Source organism: Deinococcus roseus, assembly GCF_014646895.1.
Taxonomy (GTDB): Bacteria; Deinococcota; Deinococci; order Deinococcales; family Deinococcaceae; genus Deinococcus_C; species Deinococcus_C roseus.
This window is the reverse complement of record NZ_BMOD01000010.1, coordinates 46,808-59,919: the sequence shown is the minus strand read 5'-3', so window position 1 is coordinate 59,919 and position 13,112 is coordinate 46,808. Positions and strand designations below refer to the sequence as shown.

General features: G+C 55.1%; 13 protein-coding genes. 4 read left to right on the top strand and 9 right to left on the bottom strand.

Going from position 1 to position 13,112, the window contains the following annotated elements; genetic code table 11:
- Positions 1–4 precede the first annotated feature (4 nt).
- Positions 5–745: a YqjF family protein gene (locus tag IEY52_RS13905; protein ID WP_189003309.1), complete on the bottom strand. Its 741-nt coding sequence runs from the start codon at positions 743–745 to the stop codon at positions 5–7.
- Between the two features lie 28 nt (positions 746–773).
- Entirely contained in the window at positions 774–1,178 is a 405-nt protein-coding gene (locus IEY52_RS13900; RefSeq protein ID WP_189003308.1) for a thiol-disulfide oxidoreductase DCC family protein, read from the bottom strand.
- Positions 1,179–1,382: 204 nt separating this feature from the next.
- On the opposite strand from IEY52_RS13900, the gene IEY52_RS13895 reads away from it, so the two are divergent.
- The gene (locus IEY52_RS13895; RefSeq protein ID WP_189003307.1) at positions 1,383–1,847 is read left to right on the top strand and encodes an Lrp/AsnC family transcriptional regulator; all 465 of its coding nucleotides are present in this window, start codon (positions 1,383–1,385) and stop codon (positions 1,845–1,847) included.
- A 135-nt stretch (positions 1,848–1,982) separates the two neighbouring features.
- Here the strand turns inward: IEY52_RS13895 and rpsI are convergent, their stop codons facing one another.
- The 4 genes from rpsI to IEY52_RS13875 form a co-directional block, all read right to left on the bottom strand.
- Positions 1,983–2,369: a 30S ribosomal protein S9 gene (gene rpsI, locus IEY52_RS13890; RefSeq protein ID WP_189003306.1), complete on the bottom strand. Its 387-nt coding sequence runs from the start codon at positions 2,367–2,369 to the stop codon at positions 1,983–1,985.
- Positions 2,369–2,797 (bottom strand): 50S ribosomal protein L13, encoded by a 429-nt coding sequence (rplM, locus tag IEY52_RS13885; RefSeq protein ID WP_189003305.1) that lies wholly within the window; start codon positions 2,795–2,797, stop codon positions 2,369–2,371. Before rplM ends, rpsI begins: the two co-directional genes overlap by 1 nt.
- A gap of 197 nt (positions 2,798–2,994) precedes the next feature.
- Positions 2,995–3,726 (bottom strand): NUDIX hydrolase N-terminal domain-containing protein, encoded by a 732-nt coding sequence (locus IEY52_RS13880; protein WP_189003304.1) that lies wholly within the window; start codon positions 3,724–3,726, stop codon positions 2,995–2,997.
- Between the two features lie 10 nt (positions 3,727–3,736).
- Positions 3,737–4,486, bottom strand: a complete 750-nt coding sequence (locus IEY52_RS13875; protein WP_189003303.1) for an alpha/beta hydrolase — start codon at positions 4,484–4,486, stop codon at positions 3,737–3,739.
- A gap of 263 nt (positions 4,487–4,749) precedes the next feature.
- Here IEY52_RS13875 and IEY52_RS13870 point away from each other — a divergent pair, with 263 nt between their 5' ends.
- From IEY52_RS13870 to IEY52_RS13860, 3 genes are all read left to right on the top strand, one after another.
- The gene (locus IEY52_RS13870) at positions 4,750–5,820 is read left to right on the top strand and encodes an acyltransferase (RefSeq protein ID WP_189003302.1); all 1,071 of its coding nucleotides are present in this window, start codon (positions 4,750–4,752) and stop codon (positions 5,818–5,820) included.
- A 99-nt stretch (positions 5,821–5,919) separates the two neighbouring features.
- Positions 5,920–7,599: a glycerol-3-phosphate acyltransferase gene (locus IEY52_RS13865; protein ID WP_189003301.1), complete on the top strand. Its 1,680-nt coding sequence runs from the start codon at positions 5,920–5,922 to the stop codon at positions 7,597–7,599.
- A 128-nt stretch (positions 7,600–7,727) separates the two neighbouring features.
- On the top strand, positions 7,728–10,610 hold the full coding sequence (locus IEY52_RS13860; RefSeq protein ID WP_189003300.1) for a caspase family protein: 2,883 nt from the start codon (positions 7,728–7,730) through the stop codon (positions 10,608–10,610).
- A gap of 80 nt (positions 10,611–10,690) precedes the next feature.
- Here the strand turns inward: IEY52_RS13860 and IEY52_RS13855 are convergent, their stop codons facing one another.
- Genes IEY52_RS13855 through IEY52_RS13845 form a run of 3 tightly spaced genes read right to left on the bottom strand, consistent with a single transcriptional unit; the run spans position 10,691 to position 13,110 of the window.
- A complete protein-coding gene (locus IEY52_RS13855) occupies positions 10,691–11,350 on the bottom strand; it encodes an ABC transporter ATP-binding protein (RefSeq protein WP_189003299.1) in 660 nt (219 codons plus the stop codon).
- Complete coding sequence (locus tag IEY52_RS13850; RefSeq protein WP_229684790.1) at positions 11,347–12,162, bottom strand: ABC transporter permease; 816 nt, start codon at positions 12,160–12,162, stop codon at positions 11,347–11,349. Before IEY52_RS13850 ends, IEY52_RS13855 begins: the two co-directional genes overlap by 4 nt.
- Positions 12,163–13,110: an ABC transporter substrate-binding protein gene (locus IEY52_RS13845; protein WP_189003298.1), complete on the bottom strand. Its 948-nt coding sequence runs from the start codon at positions 13,108–13,110 to the stop codon at positions 12,163–12,165. It lies immediately after the preceding gene.
- Positions 13,111–13,112 lie beyond the last annotated feature (2 nt).

Genomic DNA, 13,112 nt, shown 5'->3' with positions numbered 1-13,112 from the left:
GCCTTCACTGGACCCGCTCCAGACCCCAGCCCACCACTGAAAGGTGCTGGGAGAAGTGGGCAAGTTCCGCTTTCAGCAATTGAATGCCCAGCAATGCTCCCAGGGAATTCTGCACCTCCCGGACCTGCACGGCCTGCAGGGGCCAGGGTTGGTGGTGGATGTCGCAGCGGTAAAGGTGCCCTCTTGAATCTGCACTGTACAGGCAGTAACGTTCGGTGAGCCAGTGGTCCAGTGAGCCTCTGGCCACCGGAGGCAGCGGAAAGAGGGGCCGATAATGGGCCTCGAAGCTTCCAGGTGTGGCTCCTTTGTGGGTTCTGTGGCTGAGGTAACGGGTGGAGCCCTTCTGAATTTCCCAGCGCATCCGGGCATCAAAATAGGGCAGATGAAACCCCATCCGTGCTCCCCGCACCGCCAGAGGACTCTGGGCATCCAGGCTGAAGAAAAACACCCCTGGCCTGTTCTTTGCTGTCACATAGGTTCTCAGGTTGAGCTCCAGAAAATGTGAGGCTGTTGGAATGGGAAACAGCCCTCTGGGATGGGTGTTCTGCATCTTGAAAGGCACCACACTCAACCAGGCAAAACCGTTGTATGTTTCCAGGGTCAGGCCTGCAGGAATGTGGGGCAGCAGCACGTCTGGATGCACCGGGTAATGCAGAAACAGCAGGTTTCCCCACTCCATGTAGAGCAGCCACGGACGGTTCGGAAGGGGCCAGGGGCGGTGGGCAGTGTCGTTTAAGAAGTCCATCGAACCTCCTGTGTTTTGTTGAAGTGGCTCAGTTCAAAAAACGGGATTTCCATTCGGGTCTGGGCAGCATGCACTGGTCCTGTTTGCCAAACCAGCGGTAACGGTTGCGGGCAATCCAGTCGTAAACAGCGTCCCGGATGGGTCTGGGGACAATGCGAAACATGCCCAGCAGGGCGTAAGGCCATTTCAGGTGTGCTGCAATGTGCAGGGCTGCATCGCTCTGGGCGTACACCCTGCCCTGATCAATCAGGATGATCGAATCGGGCAGATTGGCACCCTCCCAGTGCTGTTGCAACAGTTTCTGGGCCACCTCGCTTTGCAAAGAGGTGAAGTGCAGCTTTCTGGACCGATCATTGAGTAGAATGAATTGAACCGAACTGTTGCATAAATTGCATGCTCCGTCAAACAGCACCACCGGCTCAGCAGGATCCATAGCCCACTATACCCAGGTTGGGCCAGCAAAAAAGTGCCCCCCATCAGGAGGGCAGGAGGTTGGTGTTACAGCGTGCAGGTTTGATGTGCATGCTTCCTGGTGAAGAAGCTTCTACAGGGCAGCTGCCTGCTGTTCTTTTTTGAATACAAAATATTAACATTTCTCAAAAAATAGGTTAATATGTTACTTAAGAAGGAGTGAAGTATGCAAGAAAATAACAAGCTTGACACGGTGGACCTTAAAATCTTACAAGCTCTGACTGAGAATGCTCGCATGACTTTCACTGACCTCTCCAAACGCATTGGGCTTTCCCTGCCCGCCACCATTGAACGGGTGCGCAGGCTGGAAGACTCCAATTGCATTGAGGGTTACTCCGTCAAAATCAACCCCAAGTTTCTGGGCCTCAATTTGCAAGCGCTGATCCGCTTCCGTTCCAACAACGAACGCTGGCAGAAAGTCACCGAAATCCTCAAAGACTACCCGGAAGTCATGGAATGCATGGTGGTGACAGGATCAGACAGCCACATGATCAAGGTTGCGGTGTCTAGTGCAGAGCACCTGGAAAAACTGCTTTCTGCTCTAAGCATGTATGGCATGGTCAACACCAGCATGATCCTCTCGACGCCCATCGAAAGGCCTGTGCTGGCTGTGGCACCCAAAAAAGCCTGAAGCATCCGTTCGGGGGTTCACCAGATGCCAGCTCTTTTGAGAGCTGGCATCCCTGCTTTGAAATAAGGCAGTAGATCACCTGCAGCCACAAAAAACACCCCGAGATTTCTCGGGGTGTTTGATAAGCGGTAAAAATTAACGCTTGGAGAACTGGGGAGCGCGGCGGGCCTTTTTGAGACCGGCTTTCTTGCGCTCGACTTCACGGGCGTCACGGGTCAGCAAGCCTTTGGGCTTGAGTGCGCCACGGAAGTCAGGGTTGGCCTGCACCAGAGCGCGGGCGATGCCCAGTTTGATGGCATCGGCCTGACCGCTGGGGCCACCACCGGAAACGGTGATGTAGGCATCGTAACGGCCCAGGGTGCCGGTTTCACGGAAGCCTTGCAGGGCGTAGATGGCCTTCACCAGACCACGGAAGTATTGCTGAAAGTCTTTGTCGTTGACCACGATTTTGCCTTCGCCAGGGCGCAGGAAAACACGGGCGACAGAAGCCTTACGACGACCAGTACCGTAGAACTGTTCCATTATTTGATCTCCAGTTTTTCAGGTTGCTGGGCAGCGTGGGGGTGCTCAGCGCCAGCATAGACTTTCAGACGGGTGTGAATGCGGCGGCCCAGGCGACCCTTGGGCAGCATGCCGAACACAGCATGCTCAATCACGCGCTCGGGGTGTTTGGCCAGAGCCACACGAGCGGTTTCCGTTTTCAGACCACCCTGGTAACCGGTGTAACGGGTGTAGACTTTCTTGTCCAATTTTGCGCCGGTCAGGTTCACCTTGCCAGCGTTGATCACAACGACAAAGTCACCGCACAGCTCGTTGGGGGTGAAAGTGGGCTTGTTTTTACCACGAAGGATGCTGGCCACTTGAGTGGCGAGACGGCCGAGGGTTTTGCCTTCGGCGTCAATCAGGACCCATTTTGCATCATGGTTTTCAGGCACGTAGGTTTTGAACATCGCTCAACTCCAAAGAAGGGGTTTAGCGTTTTGGCTCTTGACTTCTTGCTTCGGGGAAAGCTCTGTCATTCGCCCCGGTGCCATAATCCGGGAGTTTTGATGCTACCACACACAAAACACTAGCGAGAAGTTTACCACACCCTGCAGACTTCATTCAAGCTTGTACAGCGCAGACTGAGCGCATTTCTGTCAGGGTTTCATCTGGGGGCCGGAGTGCGCTGCATCAGAAAGAGCAGATGAACCAGCCCCCGGATCATTTTGTACCTGAAAGGCTGAGCCCTTTTTCTGGGTGCAGGAGGGATCTGGGCTTTCAAGTCTTCAGGGGTCAGGAGGTCCAGATGGGTTTCTCCACTTTTCAGCATCTCGATGGCTTTTGGGACCATCAGACGGTGTCCCTCATCCAGTTCTGGGAGTGCATCCAGGGGCCAGAACTTCACATCCAGGGTTTCCATGGTGGTCTGGAGTTCTCCGCCCTGAATGTCCAGGTGGGTGACCATCTGGTAAAAGTGCATCAGGCTCCGTCCTCTCCAGATTTTTGCATCGAAAACGCCCAGCAGACGAACCGGGGTTGCCCTCAGGCCTGTTTCCTCAAAAAGCTCTCGCACTGCAGCCTCAGAAACAGATTCCCCCACATCAATGTTGCCTCCAGGCAAGGCCCAGAGGCCTGAATCTTTGCGTCGAATCAGCAGAATCTGGTTTTCTTTGACCACCACGGCATCTGCGCCCATCAGGGGGCAAATGTGGGTGGCCTGTTCCAGGTAGGCTTTCACCAGTTGAGGTTTTGGTGCAGGAATTTCGAGCTGGGCCACCTCTGCGCTGAGTTCCATCAGTTTCAGATAACGGTGCTGGTCATAAACATTTCCGGAATACAGCAGGCCTGCGTGGGCCATGCTGCGCAATTCATCGGCAATCAAAGTGGGTGTGCGCATCTCCCTGATTCTAGGGGATCTTGGTAAGAAATCCTTGAATTGCAGCCAGAATTTGCTGCTCAGCCTGATCTCTGGTGACTGTGGGAAGGCCATCGCCCTGTTGTGGCCCGTAGCGACCGAAGAAAGCATGCACAGACCCTTCAACCACGGTTTTCTGGGTGTTGCTGGGAAGCTGTTTCAGGCTTTCATCAATGTCCTGCTGTTTTGCCAGACCGTCATTTTCTGCTGCCAGGGTCAGCACAGGGATGTTCAGGGTGCTCAGGTCATCTCCTTTGGGAGGATAAGCGGCCATCAGGATCAGGCCTGCAATGCCTTCAGGACGACCGGCCAGAAAACTGGAAACCATGGCTCCTCCCAGAGAGTGTCCGCCCAGCAAAACAGGAACATCAGGCTTGAGGCCTGTCAGCAGTTTTGCTGCACGGTTTTTGTCTGTGACGGCCAGATCCAGTGGAAACACCGGAATGATGGTGCGGGTTCCAGAACTGCTCAGGGCCACCCCCAGCCATTCGTAGGCCTGGGGCCTCACCAATCCACCCGGATAAAAAATCAGCATGTTGCGCACGGGACCTGTCGGGGCAATGTCCAGATACCCTCCCAGTTCAGGGTGAAAGCTGGAGGTGTAGGAGGCCTGGGGCACTCCAGCAACAACGGCATCCTGATGAAGCAGCAGGGCAGGGCGTTTGAGGGTGGGCATCAGGAAACCGACCAGCAGACCAAAAAGCAACCAGAAAAGCCAGGAGAAACGGCGCAGGATTTTCATTCTGTACCCAGTTTAGATTTTTATGGATGATCAAGTGTTGTCTGGGATGCACTGTGCAGTTGGGAACCATCTGGAACTTTTGTGGTCATGCTTGCATCTAACACCAGACTGCCTTGAAGGCAAACAGAAGCTTCGGCGTTCTGGCCCTGAAAGATGCATGTTGATGTCCAAGGTGTGCTAAAACTCTTGAGGCCCCTGTGATTCCCTCAATTCAGGTGTTTTGTGTGACAGTGATGTGAGACCTTTTTCAGCAAGGATGGATTGTGACAGCCAGACCCACCCGCCCCAGACCCACCCGCATTCAGGCCATCGACATCTTTCGAGGGCTGTCCATCCTTGAAGTGGTGAGCCACCACGTGCTGGGGTTCAGCATCCGTTTCTCCACAGAAAACTCCCATCTGCATGCTTTCCTGATTTTCCTGAACCGAAGTTTGCACTTTGCAGTGCCTGCTTTTCTGTTCATGACTGCAGTGGTGTTCACCCAGGCTGCCGTGCTCAAACCCTTCAATGTGCGCAGGTTTTACTGGGGACGGGTGAAGAAAAGCCTGATGCCTTATGTGATCTGGACGCTGCTGTATGGCATCTACAAAATTGAGGTGTTTGGAGGAGACCTGCTGGACTGGCAAAAATGGCTGTTCTGGCTGCAGTACGGCAAAGGCTACTATCATCTGTATTTCCTGTTGATTGCCCTGCAGTTCTATGCCCTGTTTCCCCTTTTTGTGCCCATCTGGAAGCGCAAAGAACGGCATTTCTGGCGGGTGGTCCTGATCAGCTTTGCCTTGCAGATCGGGGTGTACCTGCTCAACAAGGAAACCGGGATCATCGACTTCCGTTATCCAGCCACCATGGTGTGGTGGTACATGCCAGCGCTTGCCCTCGGGATGTACTTTGGCAGCCGTTACCGCGAATTTGAGTGGGTGTGGCGCAATTACCGCCTGTACATTTTCATTGGGGCAGCAGCAGGTTACGCTTTTTACCTGCCCCTGGCTTTCAATGCCATGCTGGGCCTCCCGGTGAACAATTACCAGTACAACATCGCCCACTGGATTTTCACCACCAGCTTTGCCCTGATGCTGTTCGGGCTGGCACACAGTTTTGCCAGAGGCCCCGACTGGTTCAAAGGCCCGCTGGGTTTTCTGGGCAAACACAGCCTGCAGATCTACCTGATGCACCCCATCTTGCTGGATGGTTTCAAAAAGCTGGGTTACCCCAGTTCACCTTTCCTGTTCATGCTGACCTTTGTGGTTTATGTGGCCCTGGCTTTGCTGGTGCCCCTGGGCCTTGCTTATGCGATCCGCAACACCAGACTGTCTGTGTGGCTGTTCGGACGATAGGTTTCTGCTGGGCTTTTTTGGCTGAACCATTGGTGCTGAGCATTGGTAACGTCAGCAGGGTTTGCTTTTTGCATTCGTGCTACATTTGAGCTGGTATTTATGATCATCACTGCCCTTGTTGTTGCGGCCCTGAGTTACCTGATCGGAAGCCTTCCCCTCGGGTACTGGCTGATCAAAAGAAACGGCTACCATCCCAGAGAGGTGTCTGCCCACAACCTCGGGATCGAGAATGTCATGCGCCTGCTGGGCCCCGGCCCAGCCCTCCTCAGCGGTGCTGCCGATGTGCTGAAAGCCTTTTTTGCCATTGCGCTGGCCATGCCCACCGGACAGATGGAAATTGCTGTGCTGGCAGGCATCGCGGTTTACCTGGGGCATTTGTTCCCCTTCAAGAAGTTCTTTCCCGACGTGCCTCCCAGAGGACGTGGCAACCTGGTGCTGCTGGGCGTTCTGGCAGGCTGGGATGCCACGCAAGCCCTGCCAGACCTGGTCATTTTCCTGACGGTGGCTGTTTTTTCTGGACTGCTGGCTTACTCCCGTTTTGTGGTGCTGGCCACCCTTTCTGCCCTGGCTTTTCTGACCCTGGCGGTCACCCTGTTCACCTCCATGGAAGGGGAATACAAATTCCTGCTGTGGATGATGCTGGGTGTGGCCTTCTGGCGCCTGAAAGAACAGGTGGGACGGGTCATGGACGGCACCGAACCCCGCATAGGAGCCCGCGTCCCCATGCGAGACAAAAACCCCAATGAGCGGGTGGCTGCCTTCATGATTCATGCCCTCACCCCCGACGACATGTTGCAACCTGGACGCATCAAATGGATGAAACCCCTGGTGGATCGGGGCATCATCCCCATCAAATGGGTGGTCTGGATTGCAGAGCAACTGCGGCCCGTCAAGGTGGATGAATTGCGTGGCATCAAGACCTCTGAAGGCATTGAAGTGCGCATGTACCTGATCACCTGCCCGGTGTTGCCTGAAATGTTTCGGGACCGTCCTGAACTGGCCGTCAAACGGGCCATCCAGGGCGCAAAGCTGGCCCATGAACTTGGAGCCAGCGTGTTTGGTCTGGGGGCCTTCTGGAGCACGGTGGGCAACAAAGGCATTGACGTGCAGGCCGCTGTTCCAGAAATCCATGTCACCAACGGTGGAGCTTACACCGCAGGCACCGTCAAGAACGCCATCCCTGGCATCCTCAAGCACTTTGAAGAGCAGGGCCGCAACCTCAAAGAAGTCACTGCAGGCGTGGTGGGGGCCAACGGTGTGGTGGCTTTCGGGATTGCCCGCACCATCAGCCCACAGGTGGGCAAGGTGATTTTGCTGGGACGGGACCAGGAGCGTCTGGAACGCAGCATGAAGACCCTCAGCAAAGCGAATGCCCGCACTGAGTTTGTGGCCACCACCGATTACGACCTGCTGAAAGAATGCGACATCATCTTCACGGCCACCAGCGACCCTGATCCGGTGATCTTCGCGAAGCACGTCAAAGAAAACACCTGGATTTTCGATGAAGGCCGCCCTGCCGATGTGGATGAAAGCGTCAAAGCCATCCCTGGCGTGCGGGTGATTCCTGGCGGAGTGGTGATCCCCCCAGGCAGCATGCAGAGCTACGTGAACCTGCACTTCGGACAGGGAGCGGTGCCTGCCTGCCTTGCCGAAACCCTGATCATTGCAGCCACCGATGCCTATGACCGCAAGAGCCTGGGGCAGCAAACCCTCAGTGAAAACATCCATTTCTTTGTGCAGGAAGCAGAACGCCTGGGTTTTCAGACCGTTGAAGAGTAAACCCCAGTTTCAAATCTTAAAGTGCAGCGCCGTTCCAATCACGCCCCAATCAGGGGCGTTTTTCTATAATGGAATGACAGTGTGCCATGTGTTTCAAATCTGCCCCCACACGCCAAGGAGAACGCCCCATGCGTAAATTGTTGTTCTGCATCACCCTGAGCCTTGCAAGCTGGGCTTTTGCTGGCACCCAGCAGTGCGATGACGCTTTTGCTAAGTCCGATTTTGTGACGGCCTACAAGGAATGCCTGCCGCTGGCCCGTGAAGGGGACAGCTATGCGCAATCGATCATCGGATACCTGTATGACTACGGACAGGGAGGACTGCCACAGGATTATGCGCAGGCCGCCAGCTGGTACCAGCTGGCTGTGCAGAAGGGTGAAATTCTGGCACTCAACAACCTTGGAGAACTGTACCAGTACGGCCTGGGGGTGCAGCAAAGCGACCAGCGGGCTTTTGAACTGTACCTGCGGTCTTCCAGCCTGGGAAACCGCAAAGGCCAGTATCTGGCAGGCTATTTCTATGAACAGGGGCGGGCCACTGCACAGAATTTCAGCAAAGCCATGGAGCTGTACCGAAAATCTGCCGACCAGGGCTATTCCCAGGCCCAGAATGCCCTGGGTTACATGTATGAAATGGGACGCGGTGTCAAAGCAGATGTGCAGCAAGCCCTGTCCTGGTACCGCAAAGCAGCAGATCAGGGGTACAGTCTGGGGCAATACAATACCGGCTACCTTTACCGTTACCTGCTGACCCCCACCAACGATCAGGAAGCCTTCAAATGGTTTCAGAAAGCAGCCCAGCAAGGCCATGCAGAATCCCAGAATGAACTGGGATTCATGTACCAGTATGGTTACGGGACCCGGCAGAATTACCCGGAGGCCATGCGCTGGTACCAGCAGGCCATTGAACAGGGGAGCAGTGCAGCCAGCAACAACCTGGGCGTGATGTACCGGGATGGAACCGGAGTTGACCAGAATCCACAGGAAGCGTTCAGGCTCTTTCAGAAATCTGCAGATCTGGGCAACACCTATGGGGCGTACAACCTGGCTTACCTGTACTACAGCGGCACCGGAGTGAATCAGGATTACCCGAAGGCCTTCCAGTATTTCAGTCAATCTGCCGCCAAAAATTATGCAGATGCCCAGAATTACCTGGGGATCATGTACCAGTATGGCTATGGGGTGAAAGTGGATGCTGCACAGGCCGCAAGCTGGTATCAGAAAGCAGCAGACCAGAAGAACATGTATGGGGCGTACAATCTGGCCAGCCTGTATGTCAATGGGAATGGTGTGCCCAGGAACGACAGCAAAGCCGCCCAGCTGTACCAGCAAGCCTCCAATGCAGGCTACAGGGCAGCAGACACTGAACTGGGCATCCTGTACCTGAATGGACAGGGGGTGCCCAAAGACGAACAGAAGGCTGTGCAGTACTTCCAGAGGGCTGCTGAAGCCGGAGATGCCCAGGCCCAGAACAACCTGGGGTACATGTACGACGGAGGCAGAGGAGGACTGCCCCAGGATTACAGCAAAGCCGTGTACTGGTACCAGAAAGCTGCAGACCAGAATTACCTGCTGGGCATCTCCAACCTGGGGGTGATGTACGAGAATGGCACCGGGGTGGCAGAGGACCCCAAAAAAGCCTTTGAATTGTACATGAAGGCGGCCCAGCAGAATTATTCCTGGGCGCAGAATCGCGTTGGAATCATGTATTACAAGGGCAAAGGGGTGACCAAAGATGTCGCCAAAGCGGAGGAGTGGCTGCGCAAGGCCATCGCCCAGGGCAGCACCGATGCCCAGAGCACCCTGGAGTTGCTGCTGGGTGACCTCAATGCCCCTCCTGTAGACACCACAGCAAACAACCCCACAAACAACACAAGCAACAACACAACCAACACGACCGACACCACTGCCACCAACCCGGTCAACACCAACCAGATCCAGATTGAGATCCTGGACCCCAAACCCGGCGCGGTGATCACCGACAACTGGATTTTCCTGAAGGTTCGCACCAGCAAACCCATGGGCAACCTGGAATTCCGCATCACCGTGAATGGCAAACCCATTGGCACCAATTCAAGGGCCATCGGGGTGGCTGCTTCCAGTGAATACGAACTGGCCATTCCCCTGGATGCCGATTCCAAAGCCCTCAACATCGAAGTCTCTGCTTTCGATGGCAAAACCCTGATGGGACAGGGCAAGCTTGCCGTTTCCCATGGCAAAGCAGGCAAAAATCAGGTGACTCCGCAAGGCAACCTCTATGTTCTGGCCGTGGGCATCGACGAATACAAGTATGTCTCCAAAGACCGCTTCCTGAAGTATTCCGTGAAAGATGCCAGCGACATCGTGCATGAACTGAAAAAGCAGCAAGGGGTGGTCTACAACAACGTGTATGACTTCATGCTGCTCAACAGTCAGGCCACCTGGGAGAACATCCAGGCCGCCATGATCCGGGTGCAGAAACTGGCCAAACCCGAAGACACCGTGATTGCTTTCTTCTCCGGGCACGGTGAGCAGATGGATGGCCGTTACTATGTGATCACCTACGACACCGACCCCCAGTACCTGCGACGCACGGGCCTGATGCAGGATGAACTCACAGAGTTTTATGCAGGGCTGCAATCCAACACCATCGTGATTCTGGACACCTGCCGTGCCGGAGGCATCAACGGGGTTCGGGCCATCTCCAATCCCAAAGTGGATGGTCTGGTGCGTGCACTGGAAACCACCAGCAATGCTGCACCAACGCCTCCCAATGTCAAGAAAGTGATTTTTGCGGCCACAGGTGGGGAATCTTATGCTTACGAGGACCCCAGCTGGGGCAATGGAGCATTCACCAAAGCTTTCCTGGAAGCCCTCAGGGGAGAGAAGAGCGTACAAAACAACCAGGGCATGATCAGCATCCTCAGGCTGGGGGCCTACCTGGGAGACCGGGTGCAGGAGCTCACCGGAGGGAAACAGGTGCCCAACATCCAGCTCAGCAGCAGCGATTGGGTGATTGCCGACCCTGAGTGAGATACCCACAAGCAGAAAAGTCCCAGGCAAACTGGGACTTTTTGATTTCTGGTTTTGATTTTTGCTGTGGATTTGTGGGGTTATTTTTTGCGGGCAGAGCGTGGAGATTCCACTTCCAGATCCACCACGGTTTTGATCTTGCCGTCTTCCAGCACCACCACTTTCTGGGCCAGCAGTTCGGCCTCGATGTGGTCGTGGGTGACCAGCAAGATGGTCTGTCCGGTTTCCTGCCAGATGGTTCTCAGTTCCTCACCCAGAGAATTGCGGGTGTGGGGGTCCAGGGCAGAGAAAGGTTCGTCCAGCAAAAGCAAGTCTGGTTTCATGATCAGTGCCCGTGCCAGGGCCACCCGCTGCTTCTGGCCTCCAGAAAGTTCATGGATGCGGCGGTTCTCGAAGCCTTTGAGGCCCACCAGATCCATTGCTGCCCTGGCCCGTTCTTCACGGTCAAACTTGCTGGCCCCCTGCATTTCCAGTCCAAAGGTGACGTTGTGCAGGGCGGTGCGCCAGGGGAAAAGGCCAGGATCCTGCTGCACCATGATGATGCGGGTGCCAGGGGCAAATTCCAGAATGCCAGCAGTGGGTCTGTAGTTTTTGGAAAGCAGGTTCATCAGGGTGCTTTTCCCGCTTCCTGAAGGTCCCACAATGCTGATGAAGTCTCCCTTGTTGATGGTCAGGGAAATAGGCCCCACGGCGCTTTCTGTGGTGTAGGCATACTCCACATCTTGCAGGCGAACGATCATTTGCGCACCTCCAGCCCATAGTTGCTGCGTACACGGTTTTCCAGCCTCTGGATCAGCTGTTCAAAGAGCACCCCCACGACCCCAATGATGATCATGGTGGCCAGCACCAGGGCGGTGTTGCTGACATTGCGTCCTGTTTCCAGCAACTGTCCCAGACCAGCAGCGTGGCTGAGCAGTTCTCCTCCCACCAGGGCCCGCCATGCAAAGCTCCATGCCACCCGGATGCCTGTGAAGATGTTGGGCAGGCTGGCAGGAAGCAGAACATGGGTGTACACTTTCAATCCCACAGCACCCAGATTGCGTCCTGCCGTCACCACAGCGGGCTGAACATTCAGGAGGGCTCCGCTCAGGGCCAGGGCCACTGGCAGGGTGGCTTCCAGAACCACCACAAACAGCACGGCTTTTTCATTGAGGCCAAACCAGATGATGGCAAGGGGAATGTAGGCAATCGATGGAATGCTTTGCAGGGCAATCAGCCATCCCCCCACCACAGCCCGCAAGATCTGGTTGGTGCTGAGGATGACCCCAATGATGACCCCAATGATGATCCCAATACCATAGCCTGTAAAGACCCTTCTCAGGCTGTTGCCAATGGCATAAATCAGCTGCCCATCGTTGGGGTTGTCTGATTTGATGAAGCCATAACGGTATTCTTCCCAGACCATTTCTGGGGTGGGCATCACATAAGAGGGCTGCAGTTTCAGGACACTGGTGAACAGATACCATGAGCCCAGCAGAAACAGAACGCCAACGATCTGCCACACCCAGATGGGTGTGGCTTTTTTTCTTCTGGCAACTGCAGTCCTCTGCACTTATTTCACCTCGTTCAGGTAACTGTTGTTGATCAGGGTGTTCCAGTCGGGCAGGGTGCGAATAAAACCCGCCTCTTTGTTCAGGTCTGCATATTCCTTGAGGGCCTCTACACTGTAAGTGGTGGTGATCTGGGTGCGTTTCAGGGCACGCTGCAACACCCGTGGATCCACTTTTTCCTTGGTCAGTTCCAGCAGCTTTCTGGCAATGGAGGTCTGGGCAGCCGGACCGTTGCTCTTGATGAAGTTCACGGCCTTGATGTGGCCCCTCAGAAAGGCTTTGACCAGTTCAGGGTTCTCCTGGGCGAACTTGGTGTTCACAATGACCACGGTGGTGGGGTAATCGCCGTCACGCCACACGGTTTTTTCGTTGCCGATCAGGGTGCCCCCTTTGGTTTCCAGCAAAGAGGCCCAGGGTTCGGGGACCAGCGCAGCATCAATTTGCTTGGCTGCGAATGCTGTGGGTACATCTGCGGGTGCCAGCGGCTGGATGGTGACTTTTCCGGTGAGGCCCTGCTCTTTGAGGATGTGCCTGAGGCTGATGTCCTGGGTGTTGCCCAGGGAGGGGACAGCCACTTTCTTGCCTTCCAGATCTTTGTAAGTCTTGATGCCTGAACCTTTGCGGGCCACCAGCACGGCTCCTGCATTGGATGCTCCAGCAATGATCTGCACAGGCAAACCGCGCACAGCTCCGTTGATGGCTGGACCGGGGCCAATGTAACCGATGTCAATTTCACCGGCGGCAAAAGCTTCGTTGAGGGCGGTTCCTGCCACGAACTCTTTGGAGGTCAGTTTGACGTTTCCAAGTTCTTTCTGGAAATAACCTTTTTCCAGGCCCACCAGGGCAGCAGCGTGGGTCAGGTTGGGAAAGTATCCCAGTCGGACAGTGGTGGCTTTCTGTGCATGGGCCGCTCCAATCAGCAGCAGGGTTGTAAAAAGCAGTTTTTTCATCT

Coding starts and splice junctions, on each gene's coding strand:
- IEY52_RS13905 (WP_189003309.1), bottom strand. CDS start 745: ATGGACTTCTTAAACGACACTGCCCACCGCCCCTGGCCCCTTCCGAAC.
- IEY52_RS13900 (WP_189003308.1), bottom strand. CDS start 1,178: ATGGATCCTGCTGAGCCGGTGGTGCTGTTTGACGGAGCATGCAATTTA.
- IEY52_RS13895 (WP_189003307.1), top strand. CDS start 1,383: ATGCAAGAAAATAACAAGCTTGACACGGTGGACCTTAAAATCTTACAA.
- rpsI (WP_189003306.1), bottom strand. CDS start 2,369: ATGGAACAGTTCTACGGTACTGGTCGTCGTAAGGCTTCTGTCGCCCGT.
- rplM (WP_189003305.1), bottom strand. CDS start 2,797: ATGTTCAAAACCTACGTGCCTGAAAACCATGATGCAAAATGGGTCCTG.
- IEY52_RS13880 (WP_189003304.1), bottom strand. CDS start 3,726: ATGCGCACACCCACTTTGATTGCCGATGAATTGCGCAGCATGGCCCAC.
- IEY52_RS13875 (WP_189003303.1), bottom strand. CDS start 4,486: ATGAAAATCCTGCGCCGTTTCTCCTGGCTTTTCTGGTTGCTTTTTGGT.
- IEY52_RS13865 (WP_189003301.1), top strand. CDS start 5,920: ATGATCATCACTGCCCTTGTTGTTGCGGCCCTGAGTTACCTGATCGGA.
- IEY52_RS13860 (WP_189003300.1), top strand. CDS start 7,728: ATGCGTAAATTGTTGTTCTGCATCACCCTGAGCCTTGCAAGCTGGGCT.
- IEY52_RS13855 (WP_189003299.1), bottom strand. CDS start 11,350: ATGATCGTTCGCCTGCAAGATGTGGAGTATGCCTACACCACAGAAAGC.
- IEY52_RS13845 (WP_189003298.1), bottom strand. CDS start 13,110: ATGAAAAAACTGCTTTTTACAACCCTGCTGCTGATTGGAGCGGCCCAT.